This window comes from Occallatibacter savannae, assembly GCF_003131205.1.
GTDB lineage: Bacteria > Acidobacteriota > Terriglobia > Terriglobales > Acidobacteriaceae > Telmatobacter > Telmatobacter savannae.
Map to the genome: position 1 here is coordinate 575,569 of NZ_QFFY01000002.1, position 23,133 is coordinate 598,701.

Consider the following 23,133-nt stretch of genomic DNA (forward strand, 5'->3'; position numbering starts at 1 on the left):
CCCGTCGTGCCGGATTGCCGAAGCACCCCTTGCTCCGGCAGGAGGTCACGCTTTGAGTGTGTCTGAGGAATACGCCGCAGATTGTTCTTGTACCGTGAACACTGCCTCGCCAAGAAGCATGGCGTGGGAGGTCGGCGAACTCTTCATTGGGTATGCGCTGATTATGGCGGTGATCTGGACGCCTCGCCCCCTGCAGCATTGGCTCTACTTCATTGCCCTGGGCTGGTTTGTCGTGTCCATCTCTCTTTCGTTCGAGAGCTGGAGGGCGATGGGCTGTTGCGTTGCGGGCTTCTGGCGATCGTCCTGGATCGTCGGTGTGGCTTTCGTTCTGGCCGGCATCGCCACGTGGCTGGCTGCAACGCTGCATACGCTGCATCACCCCGGCGGGCCCGCTCGATGGGTATTGACCTTCGGAGGGTATGCGGTCTGGGCGCTGTTTCAGCAGCTGCTCCTGCAGGGATACTTCCTGGGGCGCGCGCTTCGGATCATACCGAATCCAAACTGGGCGGCGCTGCTGGCCGCTTCGGTTTTCGCACTGGCCCACCTTCCCAATCCCGTATTGACGCCTCTTACGCTCATCTGGGGACTGACGGCGTGCCTCGTGTTCATCCGTTCGCGCAATGTCTATCCGCTGGCGATTGCTCATGCGGTGTTCGGTATATGCGTGGCAATTACGGTGCCGGCGTCGATCCTGCACAACATGCGCGTGGGTCTTGGCTATCTCAATTACCACCCGCGCCCAACTCACCTGAGCCAGAGCGACCACGTGGTGTCGACGAGCGAGTGGGTCAGGGCGGACGCGCCGACGCGCCGCTGAGCTCGCCAGGCCCTGCCATAGAAGATCCCTGCAATCGCCGCCATCAGCACATAACGCCAGTTGAAGTGCAGGGTGCGCTTGTTCCAATGGGCGAGGCCAAAGAGGATGGCTGTTGCGATGAGTGCCACCGTCCTGCCCATACGGCGTTCGAGAAGGTTCTGCAGCCAGCCTCGAAAGAACAGTTCTTCCGGAATTGCGATGAAGACGAAAGTGAAGATGAAAGCCGTGATCGCTCGAAGCGGTGATGGCAGGACCGCGTGAAATCGCAGGAAGCCAAGCCATAATCCGAGCGGGACGGCGATGACCGCGTACAGCAGGTACTCGCCGCCGCCGCGGGCCAGGTCCTTTCGGGTGAGGCGCAGATCGAAGCCGACGCCATGAAGCCCGCGAACCACCAGGAAGCCGAAGATGCCCGCATCAAGGAGCAGCATCTTCCCGAGTGCCGCGAGGCCCTGCGGCCATGCCGGTTCGAGCCAGCGCAAATCGACAGCGAGACCGAGAGCGAGTAGTACGCCGTAGTCTCGCCAGGTGCCACGGCACTTCGGATCATCGTTTCGAGCCTGATGGAGCAGGAAAGCCACAGCCACGGGCAGCAGGGCGTAGACGACAAGCCACGTCCAGTGAAAGACACCGAAGGCGCGAGACGTGAGGGCATAAGGAACGCAGAGCAACGCTGGCGCGCTGATGCGAATGATGCGAGGGAGCTTGCGCCCAAGATCATCAACCGTGCCAGGTGCGAACGCCGCGACGAGCATGGGCGTCAGCAGGAGGACTGCCGCGACCACTGCGCCGGGGCGCAAGCCTTCAGCGAAGTTCATTGTCTAAACCTGCGCTGCGGGCGCGGTCTTTACGGGTCGGAAGAGCCAGGTGAGCAGCAGCGAAAAGAGCAGCCCACCCACAGTGAACTTGAGCCAAACCGGCGCGTGCGACGGGGAGAAGAAGCCTTCGAGGCATCCGGCAACCACGAGCATTGGGATTACGCCGGATACCAATCGCGATGCTTCGATTCCGCCTCGTGCTACGGATTCTTTCCAGCGATAACCACCGGGGAAAAGCATGGCGCGGCCGATGCGGAAGCCTGCTCCTCCGGCGATGATGATGGCCGGAAGTTCGAGTGAGCCGTGGGGCACCACGAAGCTCCAGAGAGCGATGGACATTCCGTACTGATGACAGGCGGCGGCGATGACTCCAAGCATCATTCCGTTATTGAACAGCAGCAGAAACGTTCCAATCCCGAAGAGAATTCCGCCAGCGAAGGTTAGGAAGCTGACCGACAGGTTGTTCGTCATGATGTGGCTGGTTTCCTGCGGAGCCACGCTCACGATCGACTCGGTCCACATCTTGTGCTGCTCCATCGTCGAGATCATGGCCGGTCCAACATAGTGACGCATGAACTGCGGCCGCGCAGTGGTGAGAGCGGCGCCGAGAATTCCCCAGGCGATGGAGACCAGCAGTGAGGCCAGGACATAGGATCCCTGCCTGCGAAAGATGACCGGGTACTCATCCTTGAGAAAACGAAAAAGTGCGGCCCAGCCGGTCTTCTTGCGCGAGTAGATGATGTGGTGCGCGCGCGCCAGCAGCATGTTGACGTTCTCGGTGTGCGTGCGGGCCGTTTCGTCCCGGCGGAGGACGGAGAGATCGCCGGCCACCTGGCGGTAAAGGAGAGCCATCTCCTGCAATTCTGATCGTGAGAGAGAGGCGACGCCGTGCTGATCGGAGCGGGTGAGCAGAAACGCAAGCCGATCCCAATGCGGCCGACGCTTTGCAATCCACTGGTTCGATAGAATGGGCGCCATGATCCCGACTGGTCCGGATACTCCGAGTGTGTTGAGTTCAGATCAGCTTAGCATTGAAACGCCTGAGCTGGTCGCCATCCAGATGCCCATCGCGGGTATCGGCAGTCGCTTCATCGCATTGCTGGTTGACTACCTGATCTGGATTCCCGGAATTCTGATCGTTGGCAGGCTGTTCGCCTACTTTCTGCCCAGCCTCAGCGCCTTCAACAAGCTCTCGGAGCAGTGGGCGTTCGCGATCTATCTGTTTCTGATCTTTCTTTTTAATTGGGGATACTTCACGCTGTTCGAGGCGTTCTGGAATGGGCGTACGCCAGGGAAGCGCGTGGCGGGGATTCGTGTGATCGAGCGGTCGGGGCGGCCGATCGGCTTGTTCGAGTCGATGGCGCGCAACTTCATCCGCTACGTCGACCAGATCCCGTTCTTTTATGCTGTCGGAGCCATTGCGATCTTCGTGACGAAGGACCATCAGCGTCTTGGCGATCTCGCCGCCGGAACGCTTGTGGTTCGCGATCGCATTGAAGAGGCCCCGGTAAGTACCGAGGCCAGCCGCACGTTCACAGCGAACCTGTTCGCGCCCGCTGTGGCTGCGCCCGAGCCACACGCGGGTCTCAGTCTACCGGATCACGGCGTAGCGAAGCTCTCAAGTGCAGATCTGCAGGTGCTGGAAAGCTTCTTTGCGCGACGGCTCGACATGCCACTCGAGACGCGCGAAGCGCTTGCGCAACGCATCGCCTCGGCAATTCAGGCCAAGTCAGGTCTGGAGCCGCCCACGGGAGCAAGTGTGGAAACGTTCCTCGAGATCGCAGCGCGGCAGCTGCGGGATGTGGCGCGCATGCAGCGCTAACGAGAATCAGCGAAGCTGGCTGAATACGAATCCGTGCTTGTCTGCTCTCGAATGGCACTGGAAGCAAGAACTGCCGGAGTCGGGTATTGCGTTCTCAGTCTCCTGATCGCCCATGAACCTCTCGAACCGCCAGCCGCCGGTGTTCTTATATGCGGCCGAATCCTTGATCATGACGTCGACCCTCCGCCTCGTGCCCTCGGAAATGACGCCGTTCTTCTGCTGAGCTTCGCGAAGCTCGTAGACCAGGACTGACCCATCCGGGAAGTCTCCCGTCGCGTAGGCATCGGCGGCTTTCGCATTTGCGAACACGTGGTGCATGCCTTCTTCGCTCTTCAGCATGGGGTTGTCACTCGGCAGTATCACCCCCGTGCCGACGTGGACCCAGCGTCGAAACCCATCCGGAAACTGCACGCCTTCATCCCCGTGAACTCGAGTGAGCGCGAGAGCGAAAATGGCACCCAGCATCAGTGCCGAGCAAGTGAAGCGAGAGACGCGATTGCGGTTTTCCATAGGCTCCAATCCGACAGAACCTAATGGTGGACCATGTTTCTCTCGGATGAATGCGCTTTGTGTCAGACCGGTTTTGCGGCAAATCAAAACGGTCTTGTAACCACTGAGGGCTCTATGCGAGACGGCTCTCGCTCAGGTCCAGTTCGCGCTCGAGGCTGCGGTGCACGGAGTCTCCTATCCTTCCGTTCTCTCTCAGAGCGTTCAACTCGTCACGCTGGCGGCGGACCGTTTCGAGCAGAAGGCCCTCCATCGTCATACCGTTTCCAGTGGAGGGAGACGATTCTCCCCCGGGCCCGCAAAGATCGATGGAGGTAATCCGATGTTGAAACTGGTGGAGGAGATCGTCGTAGAGGTGAACTTCGCCCTCGCCCCGCGCTGAAATGCGACGCTCCGTGAGGAAATCGATCGCTGCCTGCAGCATTAGATGCCTCGCCTGCCCTTCCTCGCAGTAACCGCCATCGTGCTTCTGTAGCCGAAGAAGGCGGATTACCCACGGCAGCGAAAGCCCCTGGAGCACTACGGTGACGAGGATCAGGGTGAAGGTGAGAAAGAGAATCATGCTGCGCTGCGGGAACGGACTGCCGTCGTTCAGTGTCATCGGCAGAGAGTCTGCTGCGGCAAGTGCAACCACTCCGCGCATCCCTGTCCAACCAACCACAAAGACCTGATTGGCTTGCGGCTGTTCATACTGCTGATGCGCGATTCTGGTGCGGACCCACCAAGCCGCTCGCGAAGCCGGGAACATCCAGGCCAGGCGCAGCAGGATAAGCACCGCAGAGAACGCGACCCCGTATCCCACCAGCCCGACCCTGCTCATCCCTTTGATTCCCGCCAACACATAGGGCAGTTGCAGGCCGATCAGCACGAATACAAATCCGTTGAGCAGGAACTCGAGCGCGTCCCACACGGCGTTTGCCTGCAGCCGGGTGCGGGGCGAGAAAAAGGTGGAACTGCGCCGGCTCATTAACAGCCCGCATGCGACTACCGCGATTACACCCGAGGCCTTCGCAGCATCGGCTGCCAGATAGGTCGCATAAGGAACTACCAGTGAGAGCGCAATCTCCACTGGCCCATCGTCTACCCAGCGCTCCAGAGAAGAGACGATGAAGCCGATGACCACGCCGACGAGCACTCCGCCAATCGTCAGCCAGGCAAACTCCAGCAGGCCTCGGCCCAGCGAAGGAGTGGTGCCCTCCACGACCATCTGTACGCCAAACTGCAACGCCAGCAGGCCAGTCGCGTCGTTCAGCAGGCTTTCACCTTCGAGGATGTCGACGATCCTCTGCGGCATGCCAACTTTCCGTGCGATTGAGGTCGCCGCAACCGCGTCCGTAGGTGACACAACTGCGCCAAGGAGAAAGCCGAGCCGCCAGTCGAATCCCGGCAGCCACCACTTGGCCGTGAACGCAACGCCGACTGCCGTGAAGAAGACCAGGAAGACGGCGAGACTTGAAATCGAGATGAGGTTGTACCGAAATTCGCGCCACGAGGTCTGCCACGCCGCGACATAGAGAAGGGGCGGCAGGAATACCAGGAACACAATGGAAGGCGGCAGCGGGATCCGCGGTACGTGCGGGATCAAGGAGCAGAGCAATCCGAAGACGACCAGCACAATCGGGTACGACAGCGCGAAACGCCGCGCAAGGCCGGCAACCGCTGCCACTGCAAACAGCAGAGCGATCAGCAGAACGAGAATGGTGTCGATGTTTTCCAGCGGGCTGACCCCCAAAGCGCTACGTCACGTCCTGTTACTGTAATCGCAGACTCCCCGGCGTTCAAAGACCGCCGGGTGTCCTCGCGCTTGGAGAACAAATTCGAATTGAGGGTGGCGGAGATGAGGAATGGAATCGTAGACCAAAGCAGGCGCAACTTCGTTGTGGGGACGGCAGCCACATCGGCGTCTCTTGCACTCCTTAACTCACCCGCTGGTGCGTTCACCAACGCGGCACAGACTTTGCGCGGACGTTTTCTCACGCACGTGTCGATCGTCCGCGTGAACCAAATCGAAGTTACGCCGACGAAGAATTTAGGACAGGACGAGGCGCCCGACAATCGACCCGAACGAATCCGGTCAAGGCGCGAAGCGTTCGCGCGGGGCTGCCCTGATGGCAAAGTGACGTGGGCCATCAGCTGGCTGGCTCTGCATGATCAGAGAAAGGAGTATCAAGAAGCGCGGCGGCTGCTCGCCCAGTATCACGACCGCTATGGCGACGAGGTGACGTTTATTCCGGGAGGATACTTCGCGCCCATGTTCGACACGCGCGAGCACAACCGCGCCACGATTCACGAAGCGCTTCAGCTTATTTCGAATATGGTGGGCGGCGGCTATCGTCCGCAATGCCTGGTGGCTGGATTCATGGACGCTGAAAACCAGCGGCATCTCGCCGACGACGAAGGCATTCACGTCTGCCAGGGGCAGATCTGGAGCCAGCACGCAATCGACAACGGCGACGGCGATGGCGGCATCTGCTATCCCTACTACCCGAGCCGCGAGCACTATCTGAAGCCCGCACAGGGCAAGGCCGACTTCATCGACTGCGTCTGTCTCGATGGATGGACCTGCGATTTCCTCACCGCGCGGCGCGATGGCTTCAAGGGCGGATTCAACAGCCGGCTGGGAGTTGGCCCCATCGAATCAGTGGGCAATCTCGGCGTCACCGCTGGACGCAAGGAGATGATGGATACGACTGCGGTGCACTTCGACAGCGGCGTCGCGCTGAACGGCTTCGGCTTCGTCACCTCGATCTGGGAAACCTCTATCGGCCACGATGAAGATCTCGCGTGGTGGCTCCAGGCTGTACGCGAGCGCTGGCCCGACACAAAGGTCGTCACCGAAGGCGCGTTCGGGCTCGAATGGCGGAGGCACAATCCCGACAACTCGAAACTGGATTACCAATTCAAAGAGAAGGGCACCGGCGCGCCCGGTTCGGAGAAGGAGTTGGAAATCGAGTGGTTCATGAATCAGGAGTTCCGTCTTGCTTTGCTGCACAACTGGACGAAGAGCGAAACTCCGATGGTCATCGATTTCACGCGCTACGACCTCAGAGCTCAGGAGCCGCCCACTCCACAGCGCGAGTGGAGCCTGATGAACGTCATCAATCAGAAAGAGACGCGTCCGCAGGATAAGCCGGTGCGGATCTCGCAACTCAAGCCCGAAGACCAGCAGCGGATCTTCGCAAAGTACCCCGCATTGAAGAAGCGCGCCTAGGTACGCCAGGTTGTCGCGCGGCACTTTCGAGAGAGAGAATAGGCATGAGCGGGGGCAGCCCCTTCATGAATGAAGCCCGCGAGAATTGCTGGGGTCAGTGAGAAGGTAGACGAGTGAAGCTCGCATCAACTTGGGCTGTTGTCGTGCTCCTTGCCGCAACATCGCTGTACGGTCAAGCTGGGGCGCAATCGGAGAAACTCCGGCAATCCGCTATCGCATTCGAAGAGCAGGGCAGCATCGCGCAATCGGAAGAAGCCTGGCGAGGCTACCTTAAAACACATCCCACGCTCGCCGAGCCCTACGCGCATCTGGGCCTGCTTGAAGCGCGACAGGAGCACTACAAGGAAGCGGTTCCTCTGTATCGTAAGGCCCTTCAGCTCAGCCCTGGATTCCCTGGACTCCGCCTGAACCTGGCTCTCGCGCTCTTCAAGGCCGGCGATCTGAAAGGCGCCATTCCTCAGTTCAACATCTTGCTCAAGTCGGCTCCGGCGAACTCTCCAGAGGCATTGCGCTACAAGATCCTGCTCGGAATGGCTCACTACGGTGTGGGTCAGTTTGCCGAGGCGTCGCCATACCTGAGAACTGCTGCCGATGCCGATCCGCAGAACCTGCCCATCCGAATGGCGCTCGCGCACAGCCTGCTCTGGTCGAAGCAGTACAGCAAGGTGATGGAGGTCTACAAAGAGATCCTCGCGCTCGATCCGGATTCCGCCGAAGCCGACATGCTGGCCGGCGAAGCGCTCGACGAGATGAAAGACACGCCGGCGGCGATCGAGATGTTCCGCAAAGCCGTCAAGGCCAAGCCCAATCAGCCGAACGCTCACTTCGGCCTGGGATATCTGTTATGGACGCAGAAGCAGTATCCCGAAGCGATCGCAGAGCTGAAGGCGGAACTGGCGATCGATCCGAACCACGCGCAGTCGCTGCTCTACATCGCCGATTCCCATGTCCAGATGAACCAATACGCGGAAGCGGCCCCGCTTTTGCAGCAGGCCGTGAAGATCGAACCCGCGCTCGGCCTCGCTCATCTTGACCTTGGAATCGTGGCCGCGAATGACGGGCGCAATGAAGACGCGCTGCGGGAGTTTCTGACGGCGGAAAAGCTCACACCGGAAGACGTGAACGTGCACTGGCGCCTTGGCAGGCTCTACCGCGCGATGGGAAAGAAGGAAGAGGCGAAAGCCGAACTCGACAAGGCCAGCTCTATTACGAGAACCGCGAATCAGGAACTCTACAAGAAGATCGGAGGCTCGCAAGCCGCTCCGCCATCGCCCGAACCGGTAGCCCCCCCGGATCCGAAGTAATGGCGGTTCAGCAGACCCTGCCGTGGCGCTCGGAATTCTTCTTCGCGGAGACGAGACGCATCAGAGCCTTCTCCGGGCAAACATGTCTCATCTCGAGCAGCTCGAGATCTGTCTCGTTCTCCACTGACCTAGCGATCGTGCGCAGACAATCGAGACACATGGTGTTGAAGGTTCCGTTGTCGTTCTGAGTCCGGCTGTACATAAGCGAATCCATCGAGCGGAGTGGCCCGAGTTTCTAGATGGTATGCACGATTCTTCAAGACGGCGCGTGATCGAAGTCACGGTCTAGTGTGAGCAGCCAATCGAGTAGCTGCCGGAGTGCCGGCTACATCTTCGTAGCTTTGTTTTGATTGCGGCGTAAAATCCAGCACGCGTCCTCGCCGCCTTGCGAAAAGATCGACACCGAGCAGGGGACGTCGCTTGCCCCGAGGTAGTCGTACTCCTGCTTGTTGCCCTTCAGTGGAACGATGATGGTCTGATTCACGTGCACGCGGCCTTGAGGGCTGCCGCGCATCGAGTAGACAGCCATGTCCCCCAGATAAAGCGCAATGAAGGCTGCGATGACCGCCACGACTGTGCGCCGTGCCCACTTCCAGATCAGCTTTGTCATCGGCTCCCCTCAGCTCAATTGCGGATTTCAGGCTATCGGAAGTGATTGTCTGCGTGAAGGAGGTTATTCGGGCCGGTCGTTCCGACAAGAGTTCAACCACACTGTAGCCGGCCAGGAAATCGAGGTTCATTCCACCGGATACGCCGTATACCTTCGGCTTCTAATCGAAGGCGGAGATCTCTCGAATTTGCGCAGGTCTCCGCAGCCTCAGGGTGATTTCAGATAGGGCTTTGGAAGATGCTGCGGAAGATTGGTGCCGAAGAAGGGACTCGAACCCCCACACCCTTGCGAGTACGTGGACCTGAACCACGCGCGTCTGCCAATTCCGCCACTTCGGCACGGGACACAAATCTGACGCTATCCGTCAGATCGGCAGCAACTTCGAGTCTCGCAAAACGAACGGCTCGTGTCAAATTAGCTGGTGGGAGTCGGCTTAGGCCCTTCGATCGGAACGCAGCGCATGTACAGCTCAAATCTAAGTCGCTGCCGAGCAGCCGCTTGCAGGCCCAGGCGTCTCTACTTGCGCTTCAATGCTTCCAGTTCGTCGAGCGTTCGCGGCCAGTCTGCGCCGAGCAGGCGGGAGAGGCTGCGGTCGGCAAGAACCTTGCCGCCGGTCTGGCATTTGGCGCAGTAGTTAGTCTCGTTATCGGCGTAGCGGATGCGTTGAATCTTCTCGCCGCATCGCGGGCATGGCAGGTTGAAGCGTCCATGAACGGCCATCTCGGGCCGGAAGGCTGTGACCTTCTCCGGAAAACTCTTTCTTGCTTCCGCGTCGAGCCGTTCCATCCACTCCGTCATTACGGTGCGGGTCGAGTTGAAGAGGCGCTCCCACTCTTCCGGCTTGAGCTTCTGGGTGAGCGTAACCGGGGAGAGTTGGGCAGAATGCAAAATCTCGTCGGAATAGGCGTTACCCACTCCGCTGATCAGCCGCGGATCGGTCAGCGCGCGCTTGAGGGTCCGGTTCTCCGCGGAAAGCGCGGCGCGAAAGCCTTCGAGGTCTGTTTCGAAAATCTCCACCCCGCCAGGGTCCATGGCGCGAAGGGCGTCCTCGCCGCGGACCACGTAAAGGGATGCGCGTCGTTTTGATCCCGCCTCGGTTAGCGTCAGCGATCCGTTCGGAAAATCGAATGCTGCGAGCGCGTTTCGTCCGGCCAGCTTTGCTCCGGCGGGTTTCCAGTGGAGCCGTCCGGCGATCATGAGGTGCAGCACCAGCCAGATGTCTTCACCGAGACCGAACGCGATCCGTTTTCCGACACGGCGGAGTTCGCGAACCGTCTTGCCTTCTGCGGCATTCAACGGCGGATCGACGCTGCGCAGCAGAAAGACCGAGCCAAGGCGCACGCGGTCCAGCGTTTGCCCGAGAATGCGGGCTGCGAGCGCCGTGATGTATGCGGAGATATCGGGCAGCTCGGGCATTCCATTCAGAGTGCATGGACCCGGCGGCTTTGTGCAATGCGTTTTCGTTTATTTCAGGATCGTGTTATCGATCAGCCGCGTATCCCCAACCCACGCCGCTACGGCAAACAACGTACCCGGCCCCGCCGTATTCGTCGGCAGCAGCGTCTCCCAGTTCACCAGCTCAACGTAGTCCACGCGGACAGCCGGCTCTTCAGCAAAAATTTTGCGGGCCGCCTCGACGAGCGAAGGCGCCGCTCGTTGGCCGTTCGACCTCATTTGCTCGACGCATCGCACAGCGCGGCACAGCGCCAGAGCCTGCTTCCGCTCCTCGGCGCTGAGGTAGACGTTTCGTGAGCTCATGGCCAGGCCATCGGGCTCGCGAACGATGGGGCAGACTACAAGCCTGGTTCCGAGACGCAAGTCCGCAACGAGCTTTCGTAGCACCGCGACTTGCGCCGCGTCTTTTTGACCGAAGAACGCAAGATCTGGTTCGGCGGCGATCAGCAATTTCGCGACGACGGTTGCAACTCCGCGGAAATGCCCGGGACGCGACTGGCCATCGAGACGTTCGCTCAAACCCTCGACATCGACGAAGGTTGCCGCTCCGGCGGGATACATTTCTTCCACGCCAGGCGCGAAAATCACGTTTGCGCCCGCGCGCTCCGCGATCTCGCAGTCCGCACCAAACGTCCGGGGATATCGCGCGAAATCCTCATTCGGACCGAACTGTGTCGGGTTTACAAAGATGCTCACCGCAACGCGCCCCCGGCACTGCTGCTCGGCTGCACGGATGAGCGATGCATGTCCCTCATGCAGGGCGCCCATCGTGGGAACCAGGCCGATCATTCCGGCGCCCTTGCATCGCAAGCCGCGGCTCCACGCCCGCAGTTCGTCCACTGTGTGCAGGATCTGCATTATGCCTTGCGCAAATGCTTGATTGGTTCCACTGTAGATCGCTCGGCTTGCAGTTCCTTCTTCACTGAAGAAGACAGATGATAGCTCTCTTCGTCCGAAGGAAACGCGCGATGCTCCACGTCCTCGCGATAGTGGTCGATGGCAGCCCGGAACAGCGATGCCGCGTCCGCGTAGCGCCGTGCAAACTTCGCCTTGGGCGCGAAGCTCAGGTTGACCATGTCGTGAAAAACCAGAATCTGCCCGTCGCACTCTGGCCCTGCGCCAATCCCGATAGTCGGAATCGTCAGCTCCGCTGTAATTTCCGCGGCTACTTCACGCGGTATGCCTTCGAGCACCAGCACGCCCGCTCCAGCCTCTTCCAGCGACTTGGCATCTGCCTTGATCTGCTGCACCGCATCCAGCGTTTTGGCCTGAACACGATAGCCGCCCATGCGATGCACGCTCTGAGGAGTAAGGCCAAGGTGTCCGATGACCGGGATCTCCGCGTCGGTGAGCGCCTGCACCAGCGCAACGCGAGGGCCTTCGATTTTCACTGCCTCGGCGCCGGCTTCTTTGATGAAGCGCACTGCATTTGCGACACCTTCCGTTACTGTCCCGTGGTAACTGCCAAAGGGCATATCAGCGACAACCAGTGCCCGTCGTACCGCGCGCCGAACCGCACGCGTGTGGTGCAGCATTTCGTCTACCGTGACTGCCAATGTGTTGTCCTGGCCCATCACAACCATGGCGAGCGAGTCGCCGACGAGCACCAGATCGATGCCGGCTTCGTCCACGAGGCGCGCAGTTGCGTAGTCGTAGGCAGTAAGCGCGGAGATCGGCTTGCCCTGGCGCTTCATCTCTGCCAGCGCAGGAATCGTCACTTTTGTGATGGAAGGGTCGAGGGGCGAAGAATTCGCGCTTCCGGGGAAGTTGGTAAGGCTCACGTTGTCTCCAGTGCCGCTCCGCAGTGCTCAAGATGCAGCCCGAACAGGCTCAGTATACTCCCGCGAGCTCTCCGCGTCCGTTACGGCTCGTCACACTTGTCTTGCTGTCCGGGCACTCGCAGACGCACACTATTGGGAGCAATGCTTTCTCATTGGATGGCGGGCATTTACGGCGGGCTCGGTGTCGCTGGCGCCACGGTAGGGCTCGGCATCGGCGGATATACCTATGCTGCCCGCTGGCCGGGTTCCCAGCTCTTCGGCCGTACGCTCATTGCGCCGCGCCGTCCTCGCGAGCTTGCCCTCACCTACGACGACGGCCCCAATCCTGCCTGGACTCCGCGCTTGCTGGAGATTCTTGCGGAACACAATGTCCGCGCAACCTTCTTCATGATGGGCAGCTTTGTGAAAGCTGAGCGAGATCTGGCGCGGCGGGTCTTGGAGGCCGGCCACCTGATCGGAAACCACACCTGGAGTCACCCCAAGCTCACCGCCGTCTCCGATGCCAAGGTGCTTGAAGAGCTGACCCGCACCAACGACATTCTTTCCCAGATCACCGGCAAGCCTGCCCGCTTCTTCCGTCCGCCATTCGGAGCCCGGCGGCCCTATGTTCTGAAGCTGGCGCGGCAACTCGGTTTGATTCCGGTCACCTGGAATGCGATGACAAGCGACTGGAGCGAGACCTCCGCCGACACGATTGCAACGAATTTGATGAACAAGATCGACCGCAACCAGCGCCGAGGTTACGCCAGCAACATCGTCCTGCACGACGGCAACCATCGCAAGCTCGGTGCAGATCGCGGCCCGTCGGTATCCGCAACGCAGCAACTGCTGGAGCGCTATGCCGGCTCTCATACCTTCGTGACTCTCGACGCGTGGCAGCAGTAGGGTCTGGCTAAGCGCGGGCCGAAGAGTGTTTCGCAACTCCGGCAATCTGCAATGCGAGCGCGGCGCCTACACACAACGCAACCGTAATCACCCACTGCATCTTCTGCGTCTCCACTCCCTGAAACGCGAACGAGTGCACTGCCACCAGCACAAACACCGCATAGTTCCACCGCTGGAGCTGCTTCCACTTTCGCGTTCCCAATCTGCGCAGCGAAACATCATTCGATGTAGCGAGCAGCGCGATCAGCAAGAGAGTTCCCAGTGCGCCGGTGTAATTCGCGAGCCCGAACAGATCGTGCCGCATCCCGTGATGATGTTCACCCGGCCCATACACGTAATAGAGCCACGGACGTCCCCGCAGGTGAACGCACTGCCCCACGCCCGCGTGCAGCACCCCTAGCAGCCCAGCCCATATCCCGATGTCGCGGCGAAGATCGCTCGACACTGGATTTGGCCTGCGCACCAGCAAATTCCATGGCCCGATCAGTAGCGTGATCGCCAGCAGCGCCAGCGCCGGGTATGCCGTCGCAAAGCTCGCCCTGCTCAGCACATCCGGATACGGCCGCGTCTGGTAAAGCACAGCCACACTGATGAACGACACGAGGAAGAGCGGCAGATGATGCCGCCAGATTCTAGGCAGCAGACGTCCACGCCACCTCGGCGCAGTAGAAACAGAATTCAATTCGGAAAACTCCTCGGAACATCAACACTGCCGGGTGCCCCAGGTCTCGATTTTGAGACCTGGGAGACCATGATGTTGACATCTACGTAGCCCGAAACGCCTCGCGGGCCGCACTGGTCGTCGTCTCCACTTCAGCCTCACCGTGCGTCGTGCCTAGAAACGCAGCTTCGAATTGCGACGGCGGCAGCCACACGCCGCGATCGAGCATCGCCCGATGAAACTTCCCAAATGCCGCCGTATCCGACTTCGCTGCCTCGTCGTAGTTTCGCACCGGCCCATCCGTGAAAAACCACGTCCACATCGAACCTACTCGATTGGTTCTCAGCGCGACCCCGGCCTTCTCCGCTTCCGCGGCTACTCCGTCAGCGATGGCCTTCGCCGTCTTCTCCAGTTTCGGGTAAACCTCGTCCGCATGCTCCAGCAGATACCCCACCGTCGCAAGCCCCGCCGCCATCGCCAGCGGATTCCCGCTCAGCGTTCCCGCCTGGTACACCGGCCCCAGCGGCGCCAGCATGTCCATATACTTCCGCTTGCCGCCGAAGACGCCCACCGGCAGCCCGCCTCCCACAATCTTTCCCAGCGTCACCAGGTCCGGATCGAGCGAGTACAACTCACAAGCCCCGCCCAGCGCCACGCGAAAGCCCGTCATCACCTCGTCGACAATCATCAGCGCGCCTTCGCGCCGTGTCAGTTCCCGCACGCCGGACAGAAACCCCGGCGCAGGCGCAATGCAACCAGCATTCCCAACCACCGGCTCCAGAATTACCGCCGCAATCTCATCCGGATGCGCATCGAACGCCGCCTCCAGTTCCGCCAGGTCGTTATACGGCAGCGGATGCGTCAGCCCCGCGATCTCCTCCGGCACCCCGGCCGACCCCGGAATCCCAAACGTCGCTACGCCCGATCCAGCCTTCACCAGCAGGCCGTCCGCGTGCCCGTGATAGCAGCCTTCGAACTTGACGATGATCTTTCGCCCTGTCGCCGCCCGCGCCAGCCGGATCGCCGACATCGTCGCCTCGGTCCCGGAGCTGACAAACCGCATCTTCTCGATCGCCGGATAGCACTGAATGACCCGCTCTGCCAGCTCCGCCTCGGCAGCCGTCGAAGCCCCAAAGCTCGCCGAACTTTTCGCTGTCCGTTCGATCACCTCAACCACCGGCGGAAACGCGTGCCCCAGGATCATCGGCCCCCACGAGCCTACGTAGTCGATGTAGCGGTTCCCGTCCGCATCCACCACGTACGCGCCCTCGGCGCGCTCTACAAACGGCGGGGCTCCACCCACCGCGCGAAACGCCCGCACCGGCGAGTTCACCCCGCCCGGGAAGAAGCGCTCTGCGCGCCGTTGCAACTCCAGCGATCGGGTGTGTACTCGGGAAAGAGACAGGTTGGTGGCCTTCGTGCTCATGCTGACCTCAGTATAGAAGTCCTTTCAAACTCGCGAATGTCGTGCGTCACCCGGCCCTTCGGTTCTCCACATTTTGAACATGCGGCCAGCTCGGGACTCACAAATTGGAGCCCTGTTGCCCTGTTAGAATCGACCTTTCCGACGCAGATTTCTTTCGGAAACAAATCCCAGCCCCGGGCCAATCGCCGGCGCCAGCCGGAGCCCTCGGGGAGTGAAGAGGCCGTGAAGTGCCCGAAGAATCCAAAGCGAAAGCCGGCAAGCCTGCCGCCACTCAGCCCGTCACGTATGCGGACGCCGGCGTCGATATCACCCGCGGCGATCGCGCCAAAGACCGCATCAAGTATCTCGCGCAGAAGACCTTCACTCGCAACGTCTTAGGCGGAATCGGCGGCTTCGGAGCCCTTTACCGACTCGACCTCCAGAAGTTCAAAAGCCCCATCCTCGTCAGCTCAGCCGACGGCGTCGGGACCAAGCTGAAGATCGCCTTCGAATTGGGCCTCCACTCCAGCGTGGGTGGCGATCTGGTCAACCACTGCGTCAACGACATCGCCGTCCAGGGAGCAACCCCGCTCTTCTTCCTCGATTACTTCGCCAGCGGCAAGCTCGACCCCGAAGTCACCGAAGCCGTCGTCTCCGGCCTCGCCGAGGCCTGCCGCGCTAACGGATGCGCCCTCATCGGCGGCGAGACCGCCCAGATGCCCGGCTTCTACCAGGAAGGCGAGTACGACCTCGCCGGATTCATCGTTGGCGCCGTCGATCGCGACAAACTCGTTACCGGAGCCGAGATCAAAGCCGGTGACGTCCTTATCGGATTCCCCTCCACTGGCCTCCACACCAACGGCTACTCACTGGCGCGCAAGCTTCTCTTCGAAGTCGCCGGCTACAAGGCCTCGCAGTACGTGACAGCAATCAAGGAAAAGGCTGGGGCAGCGCTGATGAAGACGCACCGCAGCTATCTCCATGTAATCCAGAAGCTCGTCGCTGCGGGACTCACCAACGGCATGGCACACATCACAGGTGGCGGCATCACCGAAAACCTGCCGCGCATTCTGCCCAAGGGAACCGCCGCTCAGGTCGAGCTCGGCTCATGGCCCGTGTTGCCCATTTTCGAGCACCTCCGGGAACTGGGCCAGGTCTCGCAGGACGAGATGATGCGCACCTTCAACATGGGCGTCGGGCTCATCGCCGTCATCCCGGCAGCCAAGTTCACCCGCGCCAAAGCCCTCCTCGACCGCGCCGAAGAAAAATTCTTCGTCATCGGCCGCATCGTCAAAGGCGAAAAGCGCGTGCAATACACGTAGCCCCACTGGGGGCTGTCATCCTGAGCGAACGGGGCCCCGAACGTTTTCTTCAGTTCTGGGAGTGGTGAGCCGAAGTATCTGCAGTTGTTCTTCTACCAGCTAGGTGCCCCGGGCCTCGCTTCTCAGACCTGGGAAACCAATCAGCTTTTTATCTTGATCTGAATGGGAACGACACCCAACCCGAATCAACCCCTCCGCCTTGGAATCCTCCTCTCCGGCCGCGGCTCCAACTTCCTGGCCATCGCCCGCAACATTCGTGAAGGCAAACTCCCCAACGTCGAAATCGCCGTCGTCATCTCCAACGTCGCAGACGCCCCCGGCCTCTCCGCCGCAAAAGACCTCGGACTCCCCACCGCCCTCTACGTCTCAAAAGCCCGTCCCCGCGCCGACCACGATGCCGATCTCATTTCCTGTCTTCGCGATTACAACGTCGATCTCGTATGCCTGGCCGGATACATGCGCCTGCTCTCGCCCGGCTTCATCGCCGCCTTCCCCAACCGCATTCTCAACATTCACCCCTCGCTGCTCCCGGCCTTCCCAGGCCTCGACGCACAGCAGCAGGCATTCGACTACGGCGTAAAGGTCGCCGGCTGCACCGTACATTTCGTTGACGAGCACCTCGACCACGGCGCCATCATTCTGCAGCGCGCGATCCCGGTGCTCGAGTCAGACGACGCGCATTCCCTCTCCGAGCGCATTCTCGTCGAAGAACACATCGCCTACACCGAAGCCGTCTCCCGCGTCGCAGGCGGCGAATATGAAATTCAGGGCCGCCGCTACATCAAGCGCGCGACAGCCTGATCCTCATAGAGATCCTACGGCGCAGCGTGTATCACCGTATTGAATAAGAACGGATCCTGGTACTCCGTCATCTCCCCAGCCTTCTTCCCCGGCACCGGCTGTAGCCTGGCCGACAGCGGCTTGTTCCACTTCACTGCGAGCGAAGCTACGTCGCCGAACATTCGCTGCATCTGTTCAACGCTGATATCGCCGGGCAGAGGAATGGTGTCAAGCCCCGTTCCGCAAACAGAGGAATACGCGAGCAGAGAATCGACGTTGAACGTTCCTTCTGCCCAGCGCTGCGCCATCACCTTGTCTTCCATCACCGGCACCATCAGCCCTGAGTAGCCAATCTGCTTCACCGGTACCGATTTCACGGCCGCCGTAATGATGCGTGCGGCAGTGAGAGTTCCACTCGAGCCGAACTTCGCGCCGGTGTAGTTCTCAATCGCCGTCGCAATCGACACATCACCCAGAGGCGCCGGCGTCGGATCAACGCCCACGAACTCCCAACCCGTTTGCGCCGCAACCCGGCTCCCAATTCCATCCGCCACGCGCGCGTGCTTCGTCAGCGCGGCTGCCAGCTCGGTAGTCGCCACATCCGGATCGCCCTTGTCGCGTGCGAACACTTCAGCTACCACGCCTGCTCCCTCAAACCCAATCGCGAACTGTCTTCCTCCACCGGTGTGGTACGCCCCCGGATAGAACGGCCCGAGCGGCTTCAGCATTGCGGTTGCCGTGAAGTTGAATGTTCCCTGAGCGCGAACGCTGTGCTCGGCCACGAACTTCACCAGTTCCGCGCTTCGTTTGATCGTCTTCCAATGGATACCGGAATCATCTGCGATGATCGCGCTCGCTTCGATGTTCGGCAGAGTCGACAGCACCCGCTCCAGTACCCTCATCGGCGCGGGATCATCCGTATCCTGCATCATTCCCGGCCCCACGTTTGGCAGGAAGTTCTCCTTCGCCGAGAACTCGTCGATCTTCTTCAACAGCGCAACGGCATCGTCCTCCGACAACCCGGCGATCAATTCGCCCACTGGCTGCGTTACGATCCTCACGCTCTCCACCTGGTACCCGGCCGACTCGAACTCCTTCTTTGCCTTCCGCAATACGACCAGCGCTTCGGCGATCTGCTTTTCCCATCCCACCCGTTCAAGCCGCACAAATCCGGTAATTGCCCGCACCTTGGGTTTGACTGTGGGGGCCGGGGTCGAGGGTTTCTGTGCGGAGAGCGAAAACGCGAGCAGTAGAGCAGCAGTGAGGGCGAAGATTCGCCTCATCGGTAACCTCCAGATCGGGGGATTGAGACCAATCTTATGGCATAATTCCACCAATTTCATGCAGATCACCTGTCCTACCTGCCGCGCCAAAGTTGCGACAGACGATATCAACGTCTCCACCGATGTGGCACTGTGCCGCTCATGCGGAAACACGTTTCACCCCTCCGAAGTCCTGATGGCCAGCAGTCCAATCCTTTCGTCGTTGATGTCTGCGGTCATTCCGCCCTCCGGCCCCGTCGATCTCAACTCTCCCCCGTCGGGCGCCTGGTACAGGCCAGAGGCTGACGGCTTTACCGCCGGAGCCAGTACCCGTAACTGGTCCGCTCTGTTTCTGGTGCCGTTCACCTGCGTGTGGGCTGGCGGATCCATGTTCGGCATCTACGGAACGCAGATCGCCAAGGGGCACTTCAATCTGCCCATGTCCCTTTTCGGCCTTCCATTCCTGATCGGGTCGTGCTTCCTGGTCTCGTCCTGCCTGATGATGACAGTCGGCAGGGTGACCGTATCCGTCCACGGCGACAGGCTGTCCATCTTCACCGGAGTTGGCCCATTCGGCATTACGCGCACCGGAAACCTCTCCGAATTCAAAACCGTGGGAGAAGACTTCGGCTTCAGTTCCATGAATACAAATCGCACAGGGCGTGTCATCCGCCTCGAGGGCTCCCGCTCGATGGCGTTCGGATCGATGCTCTCCAACGACCGCCGCCATTTCCTCGCCGGCGCGCTCAAAACAGCGCTCAGCGGATACTCACCGTCGCCCATCTTCGTATCGCACGGCTGATCTCCATCTTCGGCAGGTCAATACCGAGGGACCGGAGAGATAGACGCAAGCACTTGATGTTGAAGGGTTAAATTCCTATTTGTCGTTTTGCAGTCTATTTCGACAAAATCTCTAAACTGGATCTATAGCCCAGACATCCGCTTCTGAACGAATCTGCGCCAACCTGCGCGGACGGCGGGAGCGTGTCGGGGTTGCCGCACTGCGTCCCGATGCCGCTGCAACGAGCGGATCTTGGCCTCGCCGTGCGGCTTTTTACTTGAAAGGAACCGTTGCAATGGCAAACATACTCGTCAATATCGAAAAGGGAATTGAGATTGGTGCTGAGGATGTTCTCAAATGGCTCACGGGCGCCAACAAAGCGCTGAAAGCTGCTCCGCAGGTCGTCGCTGCACTGGCTACGTTGATCGCTGCCGTCGAGAAGCCGATGGCCGAACTGGCAGGCGCTGCTTCGAATCCGCTGAACATCGCACTGGACATTCAGACTGCCCGTGACCTCAAAGCCGTCTGGCCCGAGGTCAAGAACTTCCTGTCGAGTCTGGGAGTGAAGTTTTAGTTCGAGCGCATTACCCCAGGCCCCATCCAAATGGCGCGTGGCTCCATTTGGATGGGGATGGCCGGAACCTAAGCCCTTTCTGTCTAGGATCTTGCGACTAAGCCTAATGGAGAGAGGGTTTTGCCCCGGGTCGTCCCCCAAGACCCTCAATGCAGAGAATTTAAGGCCAATTCCGGTCAAATTAATTTTGAGCCCCCCGGGGGAGGGCTGGTGCCCCAGATCGAATGCCCCGCTGAACGAAAGAAATCACTCACAACCCGTCCTTACGTGTTCACCTGCGTCCGCGCCTCACCCAGTGTCACCTTCACGGTCATCTGGCGGCGCCCACGCATCACTGTCACGCTGATGGTGTCGCCCGATTGATGCTTGTCCAGGACCACCGCGATGTCCTGCGGATCGGTGATCTGCTGTCCATCCATGGCGATGATCAGGTCACCGCCCAGCATTACCGGCTCATTGCCTACGTAAGCTTGTTCGTTGCCTCCGCGCAGTCCGGCTCGATCGGCCGCGCCGCCGGGAACCACCTTCTGGATCAGCACTCCAGAATCTGCAGAAAGCCCGATCTGTTGCGCAAGATCAGGTCCGATTGCGTACGAAACGATCCCGAGCGAAGGCCGCCGCACCTGCCCATAGCGGGTGAGGTCCGAAAGAACTGCCTTGGCCGTGTTGATGGGAATGGCGAAACCGATGCCGGAACTCTGCTCCGCGCCGTTCGAAGCGATCATCGTGTTGATGCCGATTACCTCGCCGCGTGAATTCAACAGCGGACCTCCGGAGTTGCCGGGATTGATGGCCGCGTCTGTCTGGATCGCATCCTCAATCGGCGCGCCGTCTCCGTTCCGGATAGAACGAATGGAACTGATGATGCCCTGCGTCATGGTGCCGCTCAGGCCAAAAGGATTGCCGATTGCATAGACCTTCTCACCCACAGCGAGTTGGCTCGAATCCGCCAGTGTTACAGGCTGCAGGTCCGGCGCGTCGATCTGCAGCAAGGCAAGGTCATGAATCTTATCCGTGCCGATGACCTTTGCCTTGAAGCTCCTCTTGTTGCTCAGCTTCACCTCGATGCCGCGGTTCGCGCCCTCGACCACGTGGAAGTTGGTAAGCACGTGTCCTGCCTTGTCGAGAATGAAGCCGGAGCCCTGGCCCTCCTGCGGAACAGCTCCGTAGAAGAAATTCATGATCACTGCGCGCGAGGTGATGTTCACCACGGCCGGCAGTACGCGCTTGTAGACGGAAATGTTGTTCTGCTCTTCAGAGTCAAATTGCGGAGCGGCATGCGCCTCGGTCAACTCGAGCGGCGAACCCGATCTTCCGGCGCTGGTCAGTGCGAGATGATTCAATCCCGACGGAAAGTGTGTGGTGGCGAACCAGAAGCCACCCACCAGAGCAACGATCAAAACGAACTGGCGCAGTTTCATAGCCTTCTGCATGAACCTTTCAATACAGTTACGACGCCGGCGCCATACAGTTCCGTGTGAGCGGCGCGACGGCTCGCAGCTGGTTTGATGCTGCCTCTATTTTAATGACTCGCCGGGCAGGTTTAAGTTGCTCTCCTGCTTCAACCTCAGCCATAGCTGCTCGATTTGCGATCGCAGCGAGTCGAGATCGGACGCATTCTCGATCACGTAATCGGCGCGCCCGATCTTGTCTCGATCCGGGATCTGATGCGCGAGCCGCGCCCGTGCGTCGGCCTCGGCCTTCTCCATGCCCATTCCGCACGTGCAAACGCGCCCCACGTAACGCGAGACCTTGTCCTCATCAGGAGCGGTGATGAGGATGATGCGGTCGATGCGTTTTCGCAGGTCCGAGTAGACAGCAGTTGCAGCACCGCCTTCACGCGCGTCGCGTTCGACCTCAAAGATGAGCGCCGAGACGACAACTGCGACAGCGGCCGGATCGCGCGCGAAGACCTGCTTCATCCACTCGGCCTGAGCTTCGATCACGGCTGGATGCACGATTGCATTCAGCTCCTTAACTCTGTTTGCTCTGAACGCGAGATCGGCGAGCCGCGGGCGGTTGAGCCGTCCATCGGCGCCCACGACCTCCGGCCCGAAGGCGCGGACGATCTCATCGTAAGTCGCGTTTCCTGGCTCCATGAGCGTGCGGCCTAACTCGTCCGACTCGATTACGTCGGCGCCAAGCTCACGGAGCATCCGGGCAACGGTGCTCTTGCCGCTGCCGAGGCCGCCTGTCAGTCCGACACGCAGCATCGGCTAGATCCCTCTCCGCATCTTGGCGGCGCGGACGGTGTTGGCCATGAGCATTGCGATCGTCAGCGGGCCGACTCCACCCGGCACCGGCGTGTACGCGCCTGCGATTTCGAAGGCCTTGGGATGCACGTCGCCCACGATCGTCGAGCCGCGTTTGGCAAAGGTCGCTTCACGCTTGGCATCGCCCGCGAAGAACCGGTCGACCTCTTCGCGCGTGGTGATCCGGTTGATGCCGACGTCAATGATCGTCGCCCCGGGCTTCACCATCTCAGGCGTAATGAACCCTGGCCGGCCAATCGCGGCCACGAGGATATCCGCCTGACGAGTGATCGAAGCAAGGTCCCGCGTTTTCGAGTGGCATATGGTGACGGTAGCGTTCTCGTTAAGGAGCAGCATGGCGGCCGGCTTGCCGACGATATCGCTTCGACCCACGACCACAGCATTCTGCCCGCTGATCGGCAGGCCGCTGCGCTTGAGGATCTCGATGACCCCAGCAGGCGTGCACGGAGCGAGCGCTGGTCGCCCAGCCTGCAGCTTGCCTGCATTCACCGGATGAAAGCCGTCCACGTCTTTGTCAGGCGTAACGGAATCGAGCAGGAACTTCGCATCGACCTGTTTTGGCAGCGGAAGCTGGATGAGGATGCCATCGATGTCATCGCGATCGTTGAGGCTGCGGACAAGATCAAGCATGTCTTCGGTCGTGACCGTGTCCGGAGGAGTGATCAGGTCGCTGTAAAGCCCGAGCTCGCCGCAGGTCTTTACTTTGTTTGCGACATAGATCTCCGAAGCCGGAACATGGCCCACAAGCACCGCGGCGAGCCCCGGCCGGATGCCCTGGGCCGCAAGGCTCTTTACCTCTGCGGCTACTTCATTCTTGATGGTTGCGGCAATCGCTGCCCCGTCGAGCACTGTGGCCATTCATGAT

At 60.4% G+C, this 23,133-nt stretch carries 24 protein-coding genes and 1 tRNA gene; 9 read left to right on the top strand and 16 right to left on the bottom strand.

What is annotated here, in order from left to right:
* Positions 1-118 precede the first annotated feature (118 nt).
* On the top strand, positions 119-817 hold the full coding sequence (locus tag DHV10_RS09905; RefSeq protein ID WP_162601386.1) for a CPBP family intramembrane glutamic endopeptidase: 699 nt from the start codon (positions 119-121) through the stop codon (positions 815-817).
* Here DHV10_RS09905 and DHV10_RS09910 read toward each other — a convergent pair.
* Together DHV10_RS09910 and DHV10_RS09915 are read right to left on the bottom strand one after the other, a co-directional pair.
* The gene (locus DHV10_RS09910) at positions 745-1,635 is read right to left on the bottom strand and encodes a CPBP family intramembrane glutamic endopeptidase (protein ID WP_109486182.1); all 891 of its coding nucleotides are present in this window, start codon (positions 1,633-1,635) and stop codon (positions 745-747) included. The genes DHV10_RS09905 and DHV10_RS09910 overlap by 73 nt on opposite strands.
* Before the next feature lie 3 nt (positions 1,636-1,638).
* A complete protein-coding gene (locus DHV10_RS09915) occupies positions 1,639-2,613 on the bottom strand; it encodes a stage II sporulation protein M (protein ID WP_109486183.1) in 975 nt (324 codons plus the stop codon).
* Between DHV10_RS09915 and DHV10_RS09920 the strand changes: the two genes are divergently transcribed.
* Positions 2,612-3,457 (top strand): RDD family protein, encoded by an 846-nt coding sequence (locus DHV10_RS09920; protein ID WP_162601387.1) that lies wholly within the window; start codon positions 2,612-2,614, stop codon positions 3,455-3,457. The two genes, DHV10_RS09915 and DHV10_RS09920, sit on opposite strands and share 2 nt — an antisense overlap.
* Positions 3,458-3,463: 6 nt before the next feature.
* Here DHV10_RS09920 and DHV10_RS09925 read toward each other — a convergent pair whose 3' ends face one another.
* A complete protein-coding gene (locus DHV10_RS09925) occupies positions 3,464-3,967 on the bottom strand; it encodes a cytochrome P460 family protein (RefSeq protein ID WP_109486185.1) in 504 nt (167 codons plus the stop codon).
* Positions 3,968-4,079: 112 nt separating this feature from the next.
* The gene (locus tag DHV10_RS09930; protein ID WP_204101379.1) at positions 4,080-5,696 is read right to left on the bottom strand and encodes a Na+/H+ antiporter; all 1,617 of its coding nucleotides are present in this window, start codon (positions 5,694-5,696) and stop codon (positions 4,080-4,082) included.
* Between the two features lie 105 nt (positions 5,697-5,801).
* Between DHV10_RS09930 and DHV10_RS09935 the strand changes: the two genes are divergently transcribed.
* Positions 5,802-7,175: a DUF3863 domain-containing protein gene (locus DHV10_RS09935; RefSeq protein ID WP_109486186.1), complete on the top strand. Its 1,374-nt coding sequence runs from the start codon at positions 5,802-5,804 to the stop codon at positions 7,173-7,175.
* Between the two features lie 113 nt (positions 7,176-7,288).
* The gene (locus tag DHV10_RS09940) at positions 7,289-8,479 is read left to right on the top strand and encodes a tetratricopeptide repeat protein (RefSeq protein WP_109486187.1); all 1,191 of its coding nucleotides are present in this window, start codon (positions 7,289-7,291) and stop codon (positions 8,477-8,479) included.
* 7 nt (positions 8,480-8,486) lie between these two features.
* On the opposite strand, the gene DHV10_RS09945 is transcribed toward DHV10_RS09940, so the two are convergent.
* From DHV10_RS09945 to panB, 6 genes are all read right to left on the bottom strand, one after another.
* Complete coding sequence (locus DHV10_RS09945) at positions 8,487-8,681, bottom strand: hypothetical protein (RefSeq protein ID WP_162601388.1); 195 nt, start codon at positions 8,679-8,681, stop codon at positions 8,487-8,489.
* Between the two features lie 123 nt (positions 8,682-8,804).
* The gene (locus DHV10_RS09950; RefSeq protein WP_109486189.1) at positions 8,805-9,089 is read right to left on the bottom strand and encodes a hypothetical protein; all 285 of its coding nucleotides are present in this window, start codon (positions 9,087-9,089) and stop codon (positions 8,805-8,807) included.
* Between the two features lie 251 nt (positions 9,090-9,340).
* Positions 9,341-9,427, bottom strand: a tRNA-Leu gene (locus DHV10_RS09955).
* Positions 9,428-9,605: 178 nt separating this feature from the next.
* Positions 9,606-10,505, bottom strand: a complete 900-nt coding sequence (locus DHV10_RS09960) for an Fpg/Nei family DNA glycosylase (RefSeq protein ID WP_109486190.1) — start codon at positions 10,503-10,505, stop codon at positions 9,606-9,608.
* A gap of 48 nt (positions 10,506-10,553) precedes the next feature.
* Entirely contained in the window at positions 10,554-11,402 is an 849-nt protein-coding gene (gene panC / locus DHV10_RS09965) for a pantoate--beta-alanine ligase (protein ID WP_109486191.1), read from the bottom strand.
* Positions 11,402-12,325, bottom strand: a complete 924-nt coding sequence (gene panB, locus DHV10_RS09970; protein WP_420818742.1) for a 3-methyl-2-oxobutanoate hydroxymethyltransferase — start codon at positions 12,323-12,325, stop codon at positions 11,402-11,404. The genes panC and panB overlap by 1 nt, the downstream gene beginning before the upstream one ends.
* A 141-nt stretch (positions 12,326-12,466) precedes the next feature.
* Here panB and DHV10_RS09975 point away from each other — a divergent pair, with 141 nt between their 5' ends.
* Positions 12,467-13,210, top strand: a complete 744-nt coding sequence (locus DHV10_RS09975; RefSeq protein WP_239461438.1) for a polysaccharide deacetylase family protein — start codon at positions 12,467-12,469, stop codon at positions 13,208-13,210.
* A 7-nt stretch (positions 13,211-13,217) separates the two neighbouring features.
* Here DHV10_RS09975 and DHV10_RS09980 read toward each other — a convergent pair whose 3' ends face one another.
* Together DHV10_RS09980 and hemL are read right to left on the bottom strand one after the other, a co-directional pair.
* Positions 13,218-13,892: a ferric reductase-like transmembrane domain-containing protein gene (locus DHV10_RS09980; RefSeq protein WP_162601389.1), complete on the bottom strand. Its 675-nt coding sequence runs from the start codon at positions 13,890-13,892 to the stop codon at positions 13,218-13,220.
* Between the two features lie 82 nt (positions 13,893-13,974).
* The gene (gene hemL / locus DHV10_RS09985) at positions 13,975-15,297 is read right to left on the bottom strand and encodes a glutamate-1-semialdehyde 2,1-aminomutase (protein ID WP_109486193.1); all 1,323 of its coding nucleotides are present in this window, start codon (positions 15,295-15,297) and stop codon (positions 13,975-13,977) included.
* Between the two features lie 227 nt (positions 15,298-15,524).
* On the opposite strand from hemL, the gene purM reads away from it, so the two are divergent.
* Complete coding sequence (purM, locus tag DHV10_RS09990) at positions 15,525-16,598, top strand: phosphoribosylformylglycinamidine cyclo-ligase (protein ID WP_109486194.1); 1,074 nt, start codon at positions 15,525-15,527, stop codon at positions 16,596-16,598.
* A 162-nt stretch (positions 16,599-16,760) separates the two neighbouring features.
* Positions 16,761-17,399, top strand: a complete 639-nt coding sequence (gene purN, locus DHV10_RS09995; protein ID WP_109486195.1) for a phosphoribosylglycinamide formyltransferase — start codon at positions 16,761-16,763, stop codon at positions 17,397-17,399.
* A 14-nt stretch (positions 17,400-17,413) separates the two neighbouring features.
* On the opposite strand, the gene DHV10_RS10000 is transcribed toward purN, so the two are convergent.
* A complete protein-coding gene (locus tag DHV10_RS10000; protein ID WP_109486196.1) occupies positions 17,414-18,661 on the bottom strand; it encodes a DUF711 family protein in 1,248 nt (415 codons plus the stop codon).
* A gap of 58 nt (positions 18,662-18,719) precedes the next feature.
* Here DHV10_RS10000 and DHV10_RS10005 point away from each other — a divergent pair, with 58 nt between their 5' ends.
* Complete coding sequence (locus DHV10_RS10005) at positions 18,720-19,442, top strand: hypothetical protein (protein ID WP_109486197.1); 723 nt, start codon at positions 18,720-18,722, stop codon at positions 19,440-19,442.
* Positions 19,443-19,716: 274 nt separating this feature from the next.
* Positions 19,717-19,995 carry a hypothetical protein gene (locus tag DHV10_RS10010; protein WP_109486198.1) on the top strand — a complete coding sequence of 93 codons (279 nt, stop codon included), beginning with the start codon at positions 19,717-19,719 and terminating at the stop codon, positions 19,993-19,995.
* Positions 19,996-20,258: 263 nt separating this feature from the next.
* Here DHV10_RS10010 and DHV10_RS10015 read toward each other — a convergent pair whose 3' ends face one another.
* The 3 genes from DHV10_RS10015 to DHV10_RS10025 form a co-directional block, all read right to left on the bottom strand.
* The gene (locus DHV10_RS10015; RefSeq protein WP_109486532.1) at positions 20,259-21,416 is read right to left on the bottom strand and encodes a S1C family serine protease; all 1,158 of its coding nucleotides are present in this window, start codon (positions 21,414-21,416) and stop codon (positions 20,259-20,261) included.
* A 96-nt stretch (positions 21,417-21,512) separates the two neighbouring features.
* The gene (gene coaE / locus DHV10_RS10020) at positions 21,513-22,208 is read right to left on the bottom strand and encodes a dephospho-CoA kinase (protein WP_109486199.1); all 696 of its coding nucleotides are present in this window, start codon (positions 22,206-22,208) and stop codon (positions 21,513-21,515) included.
* Positions 22,209-22,211: 3 nt separating this feature from the next.
* Positions 22,212-23,126 carry a bifunctional 5,10-methylenetetrahydrofolate dehydrogenase/5,10-methenyltetrahydrofolate cyclohydrolase gene (locus tag DHV10_RS10025; protein WP_109486200.1) on the bottom strand — a complete coding sequence of 305 codons (915 nt, stop codon included), beginning with the start codon at positions 23,124-23,126 and terminating at the stop codon, positions 22,212-22,214.
* Positions 23,127-23,133: the final 7 nt, after the last annotated feature.